This is a genomic window from Sphingomonas larreae (genome assembly GCF_051400595.1).
Lineage (GTDB): Bacteria > Pseudomonadota > Alphaproteobacteria > Sphingomonadales > Sphingomonadaceae > Sphingomonas.
On the sequence record NZ_JBLFFI010000001.1, the window covers coordinates 811,513 to 827,766 of the forward strand.

At 68.0% G+C, this 16,254-nt stretch carries 10 protein-coding genes; 4 read left to right on the forward strand and 6 right to left on the reverse strand.

Going from position 1 to position 16,254, the window contains the following annotated elements:
* The first annotated feature begins 30 nt into the window (after positions 1-30).
* The gene (locus ACMGDM_RS03585) at positions 31-234 is read left to right on the forward strand and encodes a hypothetical protein (RefSeq protein ID WP_436802742.1); all 204 of its coding nucleotides are present in this window, start codon (positions 31-33) and stop codon (positions 232-234) included.
* A 153-nt stretch (positions 235-387) separates the two neighbouring features.
* On the opposite strand, the gene ACMGDM_RS03590 is transcribed toward ACMGDM_RS03585, so the two are convergent.
* On the reverse strand, positions 388-2,361 hold the full coding sequence (locus ACMGDM_RS03590; RefSeq protein ID WP_436802743.1) for a glycoside hydrolase family 2 protein: 1,974 nt from the start codon (positions 2,359-2,361) through the stop codon (positions 388-390).
* A 160-nt stretch (positions 2,362-2,521) separates the two neighbouring features.
* On the opposite strand from ACMGDM_RS03590, the gene ACMGDM_RS03595 reads away from it, so the two are divergent.
* Positions 2,522-2,950: a hypothetical protein gene (locus ACMGDM_RS03595; RefSeq protein WP_436802744.1), complete on the forward strand. Its 429-nt coding sequence runs from the start codon at positions 2,522-2,524 to the stop codon at positions 2,948-2,950.
* Positions 2,943-3,536 (forward strand): cysteine hydrolase family protein, encoded by a 594-nt coding sequence (locus ACMGDM_RS03600; RefSeq protein ID WP_436802745.1) that lies wholly within the window; start codon positions 2,943-2,945, stop codon positions 3,534-3,536. Before ACMGDM_RS03595 ends, ACMGDM_RS03600 begins: the two co-directional genes overlap by 8 nt.
* A gap of 63 nt (positions 3,537-3,599) precedes the next feature.
* Here the strand turns inward: ACMGDM_RS03600 and ACMGDM_RS03605 are convergent, their stop codons facing one another.
* The 3 genes from ACMGDM_RS03605 to ACMGDM_RS03615 form a co-directional block, all read right to left on the reverse strand.
* Complete coding sequence (locus tag ACMGDM_RS03605) at positions 3,600-4,013, reverse strand: VOC family protein (RefSeq protein ID WP_436802746.1); 414 nt, start codon at positions 4,011-4,013, stop codon at positions 3,600-3,602.
* Positions 4,014-4,035: 22 nt separating this feature from the next.
* The gene (locus ACMGDM_RS03610) at positions 4,036-5,019 is read right to left on the reverse strand and encodes a methyltransferase (RefSeq protein ID WP_436802747.1); all 984 of its coding nucleotides are present in this window, start codon (positions 5,017-5,019) and stop codon (positions 4,036-4,038) included.
* Between the two features lie 87 nt (positions 5,020-5,106).
* Positions 5,107-6,939 carry a family 1 glycosylhydrolase gene (locus ACMGDM_RS03615; protein WP_436802748.1) on the reverse strand — a complete coding sequence of 611 codons (1,833 nt, stop codon included), beginning with the start codon at positions 6,937-6,939 and terminating at the stop codon, positions 5,107-5,109.
* 179 nt (positions 6,940-7,118) lie between these two features.
* Between ACMGDM_RS03615 and glf the strand changes: the two genes are divergently transcribed.
* Complete coding sequence (gene glf, locus ACMGDM_RS03620; RefSeq protein WP_436802749.1) at positions 7,119-9,491, forward strand: UDP-galactopyranose mutase; 2,373 nt, start codon at positions 7,119-7,121, stop codon at positions 9,489-9,491.
* 9 nt (positions 9,492-9,500) lie between these two features.
* Here the strand turns inward: glf and ACMGDM_RS03625 are convergent, their stop codons facing one another.
* Together ACMGDM_RS03625 and ACMGDM_RS03630 are read right to left on the reverse strand one after the other, a co-directional pair.
* The gene (locus ACMGDM_RS03625; RefSeq protein WP_436802750.1) at positions 9,501-12,023 is read right to left on the reverse strand and encodes a TonB-dependent receptor domain-containing protein; all 2,523 of its coding nucleotides are present in this window, start codon (positions 12,021-12,023) and stop codon (positions 9,501-9,503) included.
* A gap of 981 nt (positions 12,024-13,004) precedes the next feature.
* Positions 13,005-16,238, reverse strand: a complete 3,234-nt coding sequence (locus ACMGDM_RS03630) for a glycoside hydrolase family 2 TIM barrel-domain containing protein (protein WP_436802751.1) — start codon at positions 16,236-16,238, stop codon at positions 13,005-13,007.
* Between the last annotated feature and the right edge of the window lie 16 nt (positions 16,239-16,254).

A 16,254-nucleotide genomic window follows, 5' to 3' on the forward strand; every position in this document is an offset into this window, starting at 1 on the left:
AAACGCGACCGGACCCGGCATGGCTTCGTCGTGACGCTGCAGCTGGCGCGCTCGGCCGGGCACGCGCATCGGCAGGACTATGATCGGGTCAGCATGGTGCTCAACGAACGTCAGCTGCGCTCACTCACCCGTGACCTGGTGCGCGCGAGTGACGATCGCGGGCTCGACGTCTTTCACCGACCGCGTGGCTGGCGGCGCTGGCTGGCGTTGCTGCGCGGCGGGCAGCGCGACTGACAGGCGCGGCCCGCCGCCAAGCGGGCGACGTGCTTGCGTGTGCGTTATTGCCTGGAGCGACGAGCCCGCTCCGCTACGACGCCCCGCTTCGGCGGAGCGGCATGGCGGCGCGGACGAACCGGGCTCGATCGCCGCCCCGTCCTGCCGTTGCCGCTACTTGCCGGCGCCCGGCTCGGCTGCGTGCAGCGGCGCGTGGATGCGCGCGAACGTGGCGGGTGGCAGCTTGCTCTCGGCGCGGTCATAGGTGAGCAGGCCATTGATCTCACCCTCGACGTCGGTCGTCTGGGTATAGACCGCCGCGCTGAGCCCGAGTTCGCGCGCCTGCCGGATCACCTCGGCATATTTGCGCTGGTAGCGCGCCTGATAGTCGCTCTTGTCCTTGGCGGTCTGATAGCCCCAGTTGTTGCGTGCCGGGAACCACAGATGTCCCGGCATGGGCAGCCCGATCCCGCCGAACTCACCGATGACGATCGCGCGATGCGTCTGGTGGGTCGGCGCTTTGGGCACGTCCTCATAGGTGTGGATATCGAAGAGGTCCGAGCCCGCGTCGCCGGTATCGAGCCAGCCCGATACCTTGTTGACCAACCGGCTGGGATCGAGCTCGTGGACCATCTTGGCAAGCCGCGTCGAGGCATATTGCCCCCAGCCCTCGTTGTTGACCACCCAGGTGACGATCGACGGATGGTTGCGCAGATCGCTGATCATCCGGGTGAGCTCATATTCGAACTCGTTGGTGACCGCCTGCGGCATCAGCGCCTCGCCCTGCGACGTCGGGCGGACGAACTGATCGAGGCTCTCGTCCTCCTCGCCTGAGGGCATGTCCTGCCAGATCAGGATGCCCATGCGATCGGCTTCATGATAATATTGCGCCGGCTCGACCTTGATGTGCTTGCGCAGCATGTTGAAGCCGGACGACTTGAGATAGTCGATCTCGAAGCGGATCGCCTCCTCCGAGGGCGGGGTAAGCAGGCCGTCGGGCCACCAGCCCTGATCGAGCGTGCCGTTCTGGAAGAGCGGCTTGTTGTTGAGCATCATCACCGGCTGTCCCGGCACCTTGCCCGGGCCGATCGAGCTCTTGCGCATCGCGAAATAGCCGTCGACCGAATCGCGCGCGCCGCCCTGGACCGCGGCGTCGCGGTAGAGCGCTGCTTCGTGCGCGGTGAGGATCGAGTCGCCGCGCTCGCGATGCGGGCTATTGTCCGGGCCGGTGTACGGACCGCGCACCTTCACCAGCTCGACCTTGAGATCGTACAGGAACGGATCGTCCGGCGACCACAGATGCGCGTCGGGGATCGCCAGCGAGGCCGGACGGTTGCCGCGCACCAGCGCGGTGGCAACGGTGCGCCCCTTCTGCGTCGCAGTGATGCGCACCGCGTCGTCGTCCGCCGCGCTGCGGTTGAGCGCGACATCGACCGAGAGCGTACCACGATCGATGTCGGGCGTGATCTTCATGTCCTCGACGTGAAGCGCAGGGACCGGCTCGAGCCACACCGTCTGCCAGATACCGGTGACCGCGGTGTACCAGATGCTGTTGGGCTTGAGCACCTGCTTGCCGCGCGGCTGCGCGCCTGCCGAGGTCGGATCGGTGACCTGCACCACCAGCTCGTTGTCGCCGGCCTTGAGATAGTCGGTGACGTCGAGGCTGAACGCGTCCGAGCCGCCGCGGTGCGATCCGACCAGGCTGCCGTTGACAAGGATGCTCGCCTCATAATCGACCGCGCCGAAGTGCAGCAGCACGCGCTGGCCCTGCCAGTCGGCCGGAACCGCGAACTGGCGCCGGTACCAGAGGCGATCCTCGGGCGTGACCGCGCGCGCGACGCCGGACAAACGCGACTCGATCGCGAAGGGCACGAGGATCGCGCCGTCCATCTGCGTCGGCTGCGGCGCGGCCTTGGGGCGGATCGCATAGTCCCAGCGGCCGTTGAGGTTGAGCCACTTGGCACGCTTCATCTGCGGGCGGGGATAGCTGCGCCACGCGTTCGCCGGGGTGACCGCACGCCCCCAACGGGTGACCAGGTCGCTGGTATAGACCTTGCCGGCCGCCGGCGCGGGCGCGGTCTGCGCCGCAGCGACCGATGCGGTCGCCACGCCCGACAGCGCCAAGACGAGGATGCCAAGCTTGCTCATGTCTCTCTCCCGCTCGGGTCATACACCCGTTATTTCAGAAAGATGCCATAAGCGGCCCGATAAGGAAAAGCGAATTGGCAGATTAATGCGTTTTGCGCAAAAAGCGCCATGACCACTCCAGATCAACGCGGGCGCGGCGCGCACCTGTCAGATTGCACGCATGTTCCCGCAACCTCCCGCGCCGACGCGTCCGCTGATCCTTCTGGCCGAAGCCGAGCCGTTCCGTGCCGATTATCTGCGCCATGCATTGCATGACGCGGGCAACCAGCTACTCGGCCCGGTCCGCGCCGTCGCGGAAGGGCTGGCGCTGCTCGGCAACCTGCGCGAACGCCCGGCCGCCGCGATCGTCAACCTGCGGCTGGCGGACGGCGCCGCGTTGGCGTTGCTGGATACGATCGAAGCGGCGGGTGTCCCACTGCTGCTGATCGGCGAGGCGGGAATGGCACCCCCGGCGCATCTTGCGCACCGGCCGTGCCTGCTAGCGCCATTCGCCTCCTACCAGATCGTCGAAGCGGTTCGACAGCTGCTACCCGCCGCGTCGTCGCGGACGGCGCACGCTTATGTCGTCGAAGGAGAGCAAGGTGGCTGACGCAGAGACTCCGTCGCCGGGCGCCACCGCATTGTTGATCATCGACATGATCAACGACCTCGCGTTCGACGGCGGCGAGCAATTGGCGCCTGCGGCGATCGCGGCGGCGCACCGTATCCGCGACCTGCGCGACCGAGCTGACGCCGCCGGGGTGCCGGTGATCTACGTCAACGACAATTTCGGCCAATGGCACTCGGAGCGCTCGAGCATCGTCGATCACTGCCGCCGCGACGGCAGCCGTGGAGCCGCGCTGATTGCGGTGCTGCACCCGCGTGACCGCGACTATTTCGTCGTCAAACCGCAATTCTCTGGCTTCTACGCGACCAACCTGCCGGTGTTGCTGCCGCAGCTCGGCGTCAGCCGCCTGATCCTGACCGGCGTTGCGGCGGACATCTGCGTCCTGTTCACCGCCGCGGACGCGCACATGCGCGACTACGACCTGTGGGTACCGGAGGATACCGTCGCGAGCGAGGCGGACGAACATCAGCGCTGGGCGCTGGAGCTGATGCGCCACAGCATGTGTGCCGAAACCACGGCGTCGGACGCGCTACCGCTCGACGACTGGCTCGCGCGCGCACCGGATTGAGCGAAACGCGGGCGTGCCTGCGATCGCGGCGCCGGATCTGCGCGCGTCGGCCGTCCTGCCGCGTCAGTAGTTCGGCCACAGCCCCGGCGTCGCGATCTCCAGCACATGGCCGTCGGGATCGTTGAAGTAGAAGCTGCGCCCGCCCGCCGGCCAGTGGATCTCGCTCAGCTCGGGCACAGCCGCTTCCCGCAGATGCGCGCACCAGGCGTCATAGTCCGCCGCCGCGACCTTGAACGCCATGTGTAGCGGCCCTGCGCCGTCGTGACCCGGAATGTGCCCCTGCGGCGTGTCCTCGCCGGCGGTGGACTGGCCGCGCGTGAACAGCAGCAACACGCTGCCACCGCCGGCGTCGAGCGCGGTCAGCCGCTCCTCGTCGCGCAGGATCGCCAGACCCATCATGTCGTGAAAGAACGCGATCGAGCGCGGCTTGTCGTCGACGTACAATGCGGTCTCGAGCACTCCGTTGAGCGGCAACATCCTTCTCTCCCGGTCGCGACGCTCAAACCGCGCCGGTGCGCTCAACGACCAGACCGACTGCGGCGATCCGCTCGACCCGTTCATAACCGGGCTGGTCTAGATCCTCGCTGAAGATGTCGGGATCGAGCTCGCGATAGTCGAGCCGCACCCCGATCGCGGGCAGCCGCTCCCGCAGCGCCTCGCGCAGCACGTCGCGCCCGTCGACGATCGACACCCCGGTGTGGAGGACCAGCCGTCCGCCGGGGGCGAGCAGCGCAAGTCCCTGCACCACCCATTCGAGCGACAATCGTGCGCCGTACAGATCGCCGCCATCGCGATAGGCACGGCGGCCGGGATCAATCATGAAAGGCGGATGCGTGACGATCAGGTCGAATGAGCCGGCGAGATCGCGCGGCGCCTCGACCCGCTCGGTCGCATGGCTCACGCCGGCGTGCTCCGCGTTGACGCTGGCGAGCACCAGCGCGCGCGGGTTGATGTCGGCGAGCGTGAGATGCGCCCGGTCGAGCCACGACGCCGCGACGATCCCGCCGACGCCCGCGCCCGCGCCATAATCGAGCACGCGCGTGGCGCGATGGTCGAGCTGCGCCGCGATGAGCTGCGCGAAGCGATAGCTGTCCGGCCCGAGGAACACCGAGTCGGGCGCGTCGGTCGGAAACGCCGAGTGGAGAAAGAGCCGGCTCTCGACGCGGGAGGCGCGCAGCAAAGGACGCAGCCGGCCATCGGGTTCCGTCGCCACGGCGCCGGCAGCGCGGAGCGCATCCCGCAGCTCGGCGTCGAGCAAGGCGGGCTCGAAGCGACGACTCCAGCCCAGCACATCACGCAGGTCACGCGCGAGCTGGTCGGGCGCGCGCGCGAGGACGCGTGTGTGCGTTCCCGGCGTGGCCGTAACGAAGTCATAGCCGCGCGCGTCGAGCAGTCGCAGCAATGCGAGCAGCGCGGGACGTCGCTCCGCCGCCGCCCAGGGGGCGGCGAGCAGCTGATCGGCCTTGCTCACATCGATCAACATATTGTCTCTCCGTGCCTTTATTCAGCAGGAGAACGCCGGACCGCGACGCGTTTTCCGCGCCTTGACCTGGGTGAGTGGCTTTTCGGATCAGGCGGCGCAGGTCAGTGCGGCGGCGCGCGCGGCGTCATAGTCGGCCAGCGCGTCGTCCAGCGGGCGCATCAGCAACACCCCGCGCTCGGGCCGGTCCTGTCCTGCGGCGCCGTGACGAACCGTCCACGCGCCGGTCGCGCGGTCGATCAGCAGATCGAGCGCCGCGCGGACGAGATCGGGCGCGTAGGTGGGCTCGGCCGCCGTCGAGGCGAGCGGTCGCTCGGCCGCGAACAGGTCGCGCGCGTAGATCACCAGCGTCGCCTGATCCTGCCGCGGCGTCGCCGGCGTGCTGTCGCTCCATGCTAGGTCAAAGCGAAGCCGCGGACCGGACGGGTCGGCGACGGGGCGCAGGTGGTCACCCCCGAGATCAACGATCGCCCAGGACGGGACCGGGCCGGTACCGGACTGCGCGAGCACGACCGGGATCGCGCGCTGCTCGCATGCGGCGAGCATGTGGGGCAGGAGCGAGTCGTCGCGCCCGACCACCAGCAATGGAGGTATGTCATCCGCCCCCGTCGCGCCCTGCGGGTGACGCGCCGCAACAGGCGCGGGACGCGGCACCGCGGCATAAGCGAGCCGCTCCGGCCTGCGCCACCAGCCGGGCGCGCGCACCAGCGGATCGCGCGCACCACCGGACACGAGCGCACGCAGCAGCGGCACCATTGCGGTGGCGCGCGGCACCCCGTCTGACACGTCGTAGACACCGGGCTCATACAGCCCGGGGGTGGTCAGCAACGTGTTCCAACCCTGGCTGCCGAGCAGCGACCAGCAGGTCACCGCGCGCAGGTCGACGCCTTCCTCCCGGAGCGATCCGGCGACGTCCCAAGCTTCCGCCATCCAGCGCATCTGCTCTTCGCGCGTGCAGCCGTTGTGCACCTCGGTCACCGCCAGCGGCAGGCGATAGCGCGCCCATGCTTCGCGCAATGCGCCCGCAAGCCCCGGCGCGCCCGGCTCAAGCACGCGCACCGCCTCGATGTCGGCGAAACGCTGGCGTTCGTTGCCGCCATGCGTGTGGCGAGGATAGCGCTCCACCCGGTGGTCGAGGAAGCGGTCGCTGGTGAGATAATGGTTCACCCCGATCACATCGGGCGGGCATGGCGCCTCGTGCAGTCGGGCGAGCTGCTCCGCCAGCCCGAAGCCGACCAGCCGTGACCACAACGGGTGACGCTGATCGACGCGCCCGCACAACAGGTCCCACGTCGCCCAGCGCCGCACATTGTCGAACGCGACCTGATCGCGCGTGACCACGGTGCCGAAGCTCCGCCCGAGATCCTCGGTCTGGATCAGCTCCGCGTGCGGCGTGACGGAGCGGATCGCCGCCATCGCGCGCGACGTGGCATCGACCTGATTGACCAGCGCGCGCCAGAAATCGCCTTCGTTGCGGCGATGCGGGTACCAATGACCGTAAAGCGCCGTAAAGCGCGCCGTGGTGAGCGGCTCGTTGACAGGCGTCCAGCGTTCGATCCACGGGTAACGCTCGGCGGCTGCGCGTGCATAGTCCGCGAGCAGCTCGGGGAAGCGCGGGTCGAGCAGATCGGTGTAGCGCGGGCCCGAGCCATGATGCACCAGCCCGGCGATCACCGCGATCCCGCGCGCGCGGAACCGCTCCAATCGCTCGTCGTACCAACGCCAGTGACGCTCATCGGGATGCTCCGGCGCGACGCTTTCCCAGTGGATCGGGAAGCGGAGACTGGTGATGCCGACATCAGCGATCAGCTCGATATCGTCAGGCCGATTGCGGTGACCGAGCAGCGCAAATTGATCGACGTAATAGTCGCCGACGCGATTCACGGTACACTCTAGTCCGCCCCAAAGTTCGAGTTCGCGCACCGTCCGCTCCTTCGCTCGACCGTGCCGCCAACGTCTCGAAACGCGCGTCGTTGCCTAGGGGCGCGAAAATGCGACGGAGCAGGGCTTATTCAAACCTATGTTTGTCAAATACTTACCCTGGAACATGCGGCTATGTTCCTGAGTTTCCCAATATGTCCGAAACTCCGGGAGACACTTCCGTGACCCTGCCTCCGCCTCACCTGCCGCACCAGGAGCATCGTGCGACCGACAAAGCGGAAGGGGGCACGCTGGTCTGCTTCAGCCACCTGCGGTGGAATTTCGTCTTCCAGCGCCCGCAGCATCTGATGAGCCGCTTCGCGGCGTCGCGACAGGTGTTGTTCTGGGAAGAGCCGATCGTCACGGAGTCGCTTGCCGCGGCGCGGGTCGAGCAGACGCGCTGCGCCACCACCGGCGTGATCGTCTGCACCCCGCATCTGCCTGCCGGTCTCGACGGAGATTCGGTCTGTGCCACGCTGCGCGACCTGCTCGACACCGTGATGCGCGACACACCCGCGCCGGTGGTGCGCTGGTACTATACGCCGATGATGCTGCCGTTCTCGGAGCATCTCGCGGCTGACTGCATCGTCTATGATTGTATGGACGAGCTGTCGCAGTTCAAGAACGCGCCGCGCGACCTGCTGCCGCTCGAGCAGCGGCTGATCGATCAGGCGGATCTCGTCTTCACTGGCGGCTACAGTCTCTACGAGGCGAAGCGGGACCGCCACGCCGCGGTGCACGCCTTCCCCTCGAGCGTGGATGTCGCCCATTTCGCCGCCGCGCGGGCGCCCGGCGCCTCCCCTGCGGACCAGGCGGGGCTGCCGCGCCCGCGCTTCGGCTTCTACGGCGTGATCGACGAGCGCATGGACCTCGATCTGCTCGCCGCGCTCGCGGACGCGCGGCCCGAGTACAGCATCGTGATCGTCGGCCCGGTGGTGAAGATCGCGCCCGACGATCTGCCGCGTCGCCCCAACCTGCACTACCCCGGCGGGCGCAGCTACGCCGAGCTGCCCGACGATCTGCGCGGCTGGGACGTGGCGCTGATGCCGTTCGCGATCAACGAGGCGACACGCTTCATCAGCCCGACCAAGACACCCGAATATCTCGCCGCGGGCCGCCCCGTGGTGTCCACCCCGGTGACCGACGTGGTGCGCAGCTATCGCGACGTGCGCGGCGTGTTCGTGGCGGGTGATGCCGCCGCCTTCGCCACTGCCTGCGACGAGGCGCTGGCGCTCGCGCGCACGCCGGACGACTGGCTGCCCGCGGTCGACGCGATGCTCGCGCGCGGGTCGTGGGATCAGGTGCAGCACGAAATGGCCGCGCTGATCGATCGCGCGATCGCCGCCGGACGTCACGTCCAGCCGATCGTCTCGCCGACGGTGTGGCCGGTGAGCGGGCGCGAGCGCTACGACGTGATGGTCGTCGGTGCTGGGTTCGCGGGTGCGGTAATGGCGGAGCGGCTCGCCAACGCCTCGGGCAAGCGCGTGCTGGTGGTCGATCGCCGGCCGCATGTGGCCGGCAACGCGTTCGATCATCTCGACGCGGGCGGTGTGCTGATGCACCAGTACGGGCCGCACATCTTCCACACCAACTCGAGCGAGATCGTCGACTATCTGTCGCGCTTCACCGAGTGGCGCCCGTACGAGCATCGCGTGCTCGCGGACGTGCGCGGCACGCTGGTGCCGATGCCGATCAACCGCACCACCCTCAACGCGCTCTACGGGCTCGACCTCGCGACCGAGGAGGACGCGGCTGCGTTCCTCGCCAGCCGCGCCGAGCCGGTCGACGTGGTGCGCACCTCGGCGGACGTGGTGATCTCGGCCGTCGGCCGCGACCTCTACGAGACGTTCTTCCAGGGTTATACGCGCAAGCAATGGGGGCTCGATCCGTCCGAACTCGACAAGTCGGTCACCGCGCGGGTGCCGACCCGCACCAACACCGACGATCGCTATTTTACCGATACGTTCCAGGCGATGCCGCTGGAGGGCTATACACGGATGTTCGAGCGGATGCTCGACAACCCCAACATCGATCTGCTGCTCGGCGTCGATTATTGCGAGGCGCGCGACGCCTATCCGCACGACCATCTCGTCTTCACGGGACCGATCGACGAATATTTCGGCTATCGCTACGGCAAGCTGCCGTACCGCTCGCTGCGGTTCCAGCACGAAACGCTGTCGCAGGAGTGGCACCAGCCGGTCGCGGTGGTGAACTATCCGTCGCCCGATGTGCCGTACACGCGCGTCACCGAATATAAGCACCTGACCGGCCAGCAGGCGCCCAATACCAGCATCACCTATGAATATCCGAGCGCGGAGGGTGATCCTTATTACCCCATTCCGCGTCCGGAAAATCAGGAGCTGTTCAAGCGCTACGAGGCGCTGGCGATCGCCGAGGCGGGCGTCAGCTTCGTCGGTCGGCTGGCGACCTACCGCTATTACAACATGGACCAGGTCGTCGGGCAGGCGCTGGCGACGTATCGTCGTCTGGCGGAGCGCTGGCGTGAGCCGAGCGCGCCGCAGGTGGAGCCGATGCTCCGCCCTGCGGCGGCCTGACCGGGGCGGCTACAGTAACAGGCGCAGCGCCAGCGAGGTGGTGCGCCCGTTGATGGCGCGGGCGCGCACGATCCCGTTCGCCGGGATCGCCGCGTTCTCGGATTCAGTGAAGCCGAGCGTGTCGAGCACGTTGTTGCTGTTGACGGACAGCTGCACGCGGCCGCCCAGATGCCAGGTGGCGAACGCGCCGACGGTGGTGAAGGCGGGCAGTTTCAGCTTGTTCGTGTCGTCGGTGAAGCTGCTGGTCGTGCCGACGACATTGGCGCCCAGCTCCACCCGGCCGAACGCCAGCTCGGGCGTCGCCTGGTAGATGAACCGCGCCTGGCGCCGCGGCACATTGCCGATGGTGATCGGCTTGATCTGGTCGGCGACGATCCTGGAGTCGGTGTAGGTGCCGCCGGCGGAGAGCCGGAAGACGCCAAGGTCGAGCCCACCCTCCGCCTCGACGCCGTGCGCGCGGTACACGCGATCGACGAAGACGCCGGGCCGCGTGCTCTCCGCATTCTGCTCACCCGTCTGCGCCCAGAAGCCGGTGAGATCGAGCCGGGCGCCGGCATGCCGGTATTTAATTCCTCCTTCGGCCTGCTCGACGCGATCGACCGCGGCGTTCGGCTTGGTGAGCCGGCCCGTCTTCAAGCTGATGTCGTTCGGGTTGAACAGCAGCCGGTCGGCGTTTGTACGCCCGCCGCGGCTGTAGCGCGCAAAGACCGCGAACGGCTCGGCGAGGCGGAGGTTGATGCCCGACGAATAGGACAGATAGTGCCAGTCGTAATCGACCGGCGCGGAGAAGCCGTCAGGGAAATAGGCGACGCGCGTTTCCGCCGGGACGATCACGCCGTCGCCGTTCATATCGCGTGTCGTCAGTGGGATCGGCTGCTTGGGATACAGGTCCGACCCCGCAATCAGCCCCTCCGCGTGACCGAGATCATAGCGCACGCTCGCGCCGACCGAAACGCGCCCGAGCTTGTAGTTGAGCGAGCCGAACGGCGCGTTGGTGAAATAGTCGACGCGGTGCCGGCGGCGGCAGCAGTCCTGGAAGAAGCTGGCGCCATAACCGTACACGCCGTCCTGCGTCTGTGCGACGCCGTCGGCGTCGAGCACGTCGACCAGCGCCGCGTTACCGCCGCCGCGCACCTCCATCACGCGCGAGGCCCACAGCCAGTCGGTGTGGATATCCTGCCGCGAATTGTACAGGCCGAGCGTGCTGGTCAGCTCGCCGGGGCCGATCGGGTCGACGCGGCTGCCGCGCAGATCGTTGAAGACGTTGCCGAGATCGTTGAGCTTGGTGTTGAAGACGATCATCCGGGCGAGCAGGCCGTTGCCGCCGCCCAGCACGGTTGGGTCCGTGATCGTGACACCCGCGTTCGGGCCGGTGGCGTAGCGCAACGTGCCGGCAGACTTGACGAGGGTAGCGGCGATCTCGCTCGCCGCGCCCACGCTTTCGGGGAAATCGCCGCCGATGCGACCGTTGATATGGCTGTAGCGGAAGCGATCGACGACGGTGAAGCCGGCGAGCGTCGCCTGCGCCTCAAGGCCGATCGACTGCACCGTCGAGCGGCGGCCTTGGCGCTCGTCATAGACGCTGTAGCGATTGTCGCCGTCGAGCGTCGGAACGCGCAGCGCATAACGCGAAAACAGCGCGTCGTGGCCGATATCGAAGCCCGGCAGGCTCTCGTAGTGCGGTGCGGCGTCGCTGCCGGTCACGCGCACCGGGTTGGGCGCATAGCCGACCGCGCCGTCGTCGAGCACCTTGCCGTACAGGCGGACATAGCCGCCCTCGAACTCCTTGGTGATGTTCAGCTTGAACTGTCCGCCGCGGTTCCCCTGATAACCGATCTGGCGCGGCCCCTGCCCGATGCGCACGAAGCCGCCGAAATGGTAGCGCCACGTGTCACCGAGCCGCCCGCCATAATCCACGTCGAGGCGATGCTCGCCATAGTCTAGGCCCTCGAGCAGCTGCACCGCGCCGCCCTCGGTCTCGCCGGTCTTGGAGATCAGGTTGATCACGCCGCCGGGCGAGTTGGACGCGAAGGTGGAGGCGGAACCGCCGCGGATCGAGGCGATCGTGGCGAGGTTGAGATCGGCCCGCATGAACATGTCGGCGTTGGCGAAAGCGATGTCGCCATATTCCAGCACGGGCAGGCCGTCTTCCTGCAGCTGCAAGTATTTACCGCCGCCGGTGGCCATCGGCAGGCCGCGGATCGACAGATTGGCGCCGCCCTCGCCGCTCGAACTTTCCGAGCGGATGCCGGGGATGTTGCGGAACACCTCCGCCAGCGAGCGCGGCGCGATCTTGTCGATATCGTCGGCGAGCAGCTGGCTGGTCGATACGGCGGTGTCGAGCCGGTCGCGCCCGCGGGCCACCGCGGTGATCACGACATCGCGGCGCGGCGCATCGGCCTCAGGCTGCTTGTGGCTCGCCGTGGCGTCGGTCGCATCGGCCGCGCTGGCGAGGGCTTGGGCCGAGGCCGTCCTGGACAGCACGATCGCCAGCGGCGCTGCCGCCAACAGGAGGAAGGTCTTCACGCGCATTGATGAAAAGTCCTGTGATGTAAGGAGGTGTCGGATCGGTCTGATCGGAGCGCGCGTGGCGCTCAGAGAGGGAGCACCGCGCCGGGCGAGTTCGAGGCCGAGCGCGAGAGCCCGGCGAGCAAGCCCGACGCGACCGGGCCGGCCGTTGGCCACAGCAACAGCGCCGCCGCCGTGCTAAAAAGGGCAGTCTGCAATACCATGGCGCGTCCCGTGATCTCGTCGGGGCGCCCTATTGATAAGCAAGACGACGTTGTCATCCGTTTGCGCAAAGGTCCGCTTCTGGCCTACTAACGCTAAGTGTTTGGATATACTGGTTACGGCCTACAACCGCTCCGGCTGGTATCACCGAATCAGGTTAGAAGACAGCGCGTAGGATTGTCCGCAAACAGCGGCCCGTCTCAACATAGCTTAGTAAATTTGGCGCAACCAAATTGTAGCTAGGCATGGCGCGGCCGAATCACCCCGCGCCCCAGCGACCGGCCAAGTGACCGTTTGTGCCTCCGCCGTTCTAAAGCATGTTCAACCGTACTCCCGCGCATGCGGAGGGTCAGAGCCACGGGCGGTCACGTTGATGGCCCCGGGCCGCGGCGTTCGCCGAAGCACGCTGGCATTTCCATCGAGATGGATCAGACCCCGGGGGACAGCGGCCGGCCCGATCGGCCCCGTGGCACATGGCTCACGCGCCGCACAGCAGGCGGGTGGCGCAACGACGGCGCAAGCGAACGCCAGCCGCACGGCCGCTCGGTTGAGCGGCTATCCTCTCCCGCCAAGCGCTACGGGCGTGAGCACCAGCTGCTCGGGCACTCCGATCCGCCGGCGGGTCACGTCCGCGGACGGATGCTGCTCGACGCGTTGGAGCAGCATGCGCCTTTCCGATGCCACCTCTCGCTCAGGCTGGTGGCCATGGCCGCTCTTATCATCATGCCGCCGTGCGGCGGCTTGGCATCAGCGCACCACGCCGCCGACGAGTGCCGGCCTCGCTCACTCCTCGCCCGTGGCGCTGGCCGGACGAGCACGGTCCGGCGTGGTGACCTCGCCGCTGAAGGGCGACAAGCGGAACGTCACGCGCGTCGGCTCAAGCCGGGTACGATATTGCGGCATCGGCAATCCCGCCTGACTCCATTCGGTGTCGCCGCCGACGCCCCATTGCGCCGAGTCGACCAGCAAGGTCACCTGTCCGTGCGGGACGACGTCGGTCGACTTCCACGTGCCCGGCGTATGGCGGTCGAGGTCGGCATAGGGGAAGGCCAGCGCGTTCATCATCAAGGGCCGGTCACCCTGGACGCGCACGCCCCGTCCGCCCCCCGAGAGTTCCATCCAGCGCACGTCGACCTTGTTGCCGGTCTCCTGCGGGCGGATGAAGTCGTGGTTCTGCTCGGCGATCTTGCCGCGCCACAGCCCGATCGGCGCCGAGGTCTTGCGATCGACATAGCTCTCGTGCGGGCCGCGCCCATACCATTCCACCTCGGTCACGTCGGTCGGCATCGCGAAGGCGAGCCCGACGCGGAACGGCGCGGGCAGGTCGGTCTTCACCGGCGTGAACTGGCCGTCGACCGCCACGCTGCCGTCCGCCGCCATGGCGTAGCGCGTGGTGAAGGTCGCGGCCCCGTCGCCCAGCGCATAGTCGACCGTGACCTCGGCGCCGGCGTCGGTGCGCGCGCTGCGCACCGCGGTGACCCGCCGCGTGTCGCTCATCGCCTTCCACATCGCCAGCTTGCGGTCGGTGCCGATGCCGATGTCATTGTCGGTCACCGCGCGCCAGAAATGCGGCGCGCCGCCGCTCGCGAGGGTCCGCCCGCCCTGCGCATAGTCACGCACCAGCCCGGTGGCGCGATCGATCACCAGCGTCGCGCCGTTCGCCGACAGCGTCACCGCGCCGCTCGCCTGCCGGAGCGCCACCGCGCCCGCTGCCGCGGCCGGGGCGATCGCCGTACCGGGCTGAACCTGGAACTGCTCGAAGCCGAGCAGCGTGCCGCCGGCCACGCCGGGGATCGCACCCTCCTTAGCGTGGACGTTGACCGTGATGAAATATTCCGACCCCGGCTTGCGCTGATAGCCGGCGAGCGGCAGCGTGATCGCCTCCGCGCCGCGCGCCGGTGTCGCCAGCGGCGGCAGCGCGCCCTTGGCGATCGGCACGCCGTCCTCCGCCAGCTCCCAGTCGAAGCTGAAACCCGACAGATCGCGGAAGTCGTGGCGGTTGCGCACCGTCACGCGGCCGGTGGCTGTGTCGAAGCCGTCGAACTGCGCCGGCGCATAGACCTTGCGCAGCTCGTACAGCTGCGGGTTGGGCGTGCGGTCGGACTGGAGCAGGCCGTCGCCGAACTCGATGTCGCCGCCCGGGTTGGCGCCATATTCGCTGCCATCGCCCCAATAGCGCCGCCCGTCCTTGGCGTAGCGGTACATCGACTGGTCGACCCAGTCCCACACGAAGCCGCCCTGCAGCTTGTCGGGGTGAGCGTAGATCGTGTCCCAATATTCCTTTAGATTGCCGCCGGTCTGGCCCATCATGTGCGCGTATTCGCACTGGATCATCGGCTGCTTGAAGCGCCAGTTGACGGCATAATCGCGCATCTTCTCGACCGTGTCGTACATAGGCGCATAGATGTCGGCGAAGTAATTGGGGCGATGGTCGTGGACGCCCTCCCACGTGCCCCAGCCGAGATAGCTCAGCAGCCGCGACGGGTCGCGCTGCTTGGCGGCGGCCGCGCCCGCCTCGAAGTTCGGCCCGATCCCCGCCTCGTTGCCGAGCGACCAGAAGATCACCGAAGCGTGGTTCTTGTCGCGCTCGATCATGTTGGTGACGCGGCTGACATGCGCGTCCTTCCACGCCGGGTCGAAGCCGATCTGGAGCTTGGCGCGATCGTCGGGGTGGTTGTTGCCCGCCTCCATGTAAGCGTGGCTCTCGACGTTAGCCTCGTCCATGACATAGAGGCCGTAGCGATCGGCGAGCTCGTACATATACGGGTCGTTGGGATAGTGCGACATGCGCAGCGCGTTGATGTTGTTGCGCTTCATCAGCTGAACGTCGCGCTCCATCGACGCGCGCGTGATCGTGTGGAAGGTCTCCGGATCGTGCTCGTGGCGGTTGACGCCGCGGATCGTGATCGGCCTGCCGTTCACCGTCACGCGGCCGTCGATGATCGCGACCCTGCGGAAGCCGATCTGACGGGCGCTCGACTCGATCAGCGCGCCCTTGGCGTCAGACAGCTCGACCAGCAGCGTGTAGAGACTGGGCGTCTCCGCGGTCCACGGTCGCACGTTCGCGACAGTGCCGCTCAGCGTCACCTTGCGCTCGCCCGAGCCCGCCGGCACTTCGGCGCGCGCCTGCTGGAGCACGCGGTCGCCGTCCATCAGCACGTAGCGCGCGCTCGCCGCCGCGGTGCCGCCCACCGCCACCTCCACCGCGAACGTGCCGTCGCGATAGGCGTCGTCGAGCCCGGCGTGGACGAACACGTCGCGCACGCGCGTCTTCGGCGCGGCGAGCAGATAGACCGAGCGCTCGATCCCCGAGACGCGCCAGAAGTCCTGGTCCTCGAGGTAGCTGCCGTCGGACCAGCGGTGGATCTGGATCGCCACCGTGTTGCGCCCCGGCTTCACGAAGCGGGTGACGTCGAACTCGCTCGGCAGCTTCGAGTCCTCGGAATAGCCGACCTTCTCGCCGTTGACCCAGATCTCGTAGGCGGAGCCCGCCGCGCCGATGTGGAGGATCACGTCGCTGCCCTGCCAGCCGGCGGGCACGTCGACGTCGCGGCGATAGGAGCCGACCGGGTTGGTCGCGTGCGGGATCAGCGGGCGGTTGGCCGGGAACGGATAGGTGACGTTGTTGTAGCGCGGCTGGTCGAAGCCCTGCGCCTGCCAGTCGCCGGGGACCTTGATGTCCTTCCACCCTGCGACATCGAAGTCGGGCTTCTCGAACCCCGCGGGCAGGTCGTCCGAGCTGGGCGAAAGCGCGAACTTCCACGTCCCGTCGAGCGTGACGTAGCGTGACGAGCGCGCCTCCTCGCCCGCAATCGCGAGCGCACGCGTTTCGAACGGGAAGCCGGTGGCATGCGCGGCGATCTTGTTGCGCGCATTGACCGCGGGATTTTCCCAGTCGGGCCGGGAGGGATCGACCTGCACCGGCTGCACCTGCGGCAGCTCCTGCGCCGCGGCGTTCGATCCGAGCGGCAGCACCAGCGACGCGGCGGCCACGCCAGCGAGCAACAGCGAGCGCATTCCGTCTTTCCTCCCC

Excerpts from the sequence above, each read along its gene's own strand:
- ACMGDM_RS03625 (WP_436802750.1), bottom strand. The coding sequence starts at position 12,023 with ATGCGCGTGAAGACCTTCCTCCTGTTGGCGGCAGCGCCGCTGGCGATC.
- ACMGDM_RS03610 (WP_436802747.1), bottom strand. The coding sequence starts at position 5,019 with ATGTTGATCGATGTGAGCAAGGCCGATCAGCTGCTCGCCGCCCCCTGG.
- ACMGDM_RS03630 (WP_436802751.1), bottom strand. The coding sequence starts at position 16,238 with ATGCGCTCGCTGTTGCTCGCTGGCGTGGCCGCCGCGTCGCTGGTGCTG.
- ACMGDM_RS03595 (WP_436802744.1), top strand. The coding sequence starts at position 2,522 with ATGTTCCCGCAACCTCCCGCGCCGACGCGTCCGCTGATCCTTCTGGCC.
- ACMGDM_RS03605 (WP_436802746.1), bottom strand. The coding sequence starts at position 4,013 with ATGTTGCCGCTCAACGGAGTGCTCGAGACCGCATTGTACGTCGACGAC.
- ACMGDM_RS03590 (WP_436802743.1), bottom strand. The coding sequence starts at position 2,361 with ATGAGCAAGCTTGGCATCCTCGTCTTGGCGCTGTCGGGCGTGGCGACC.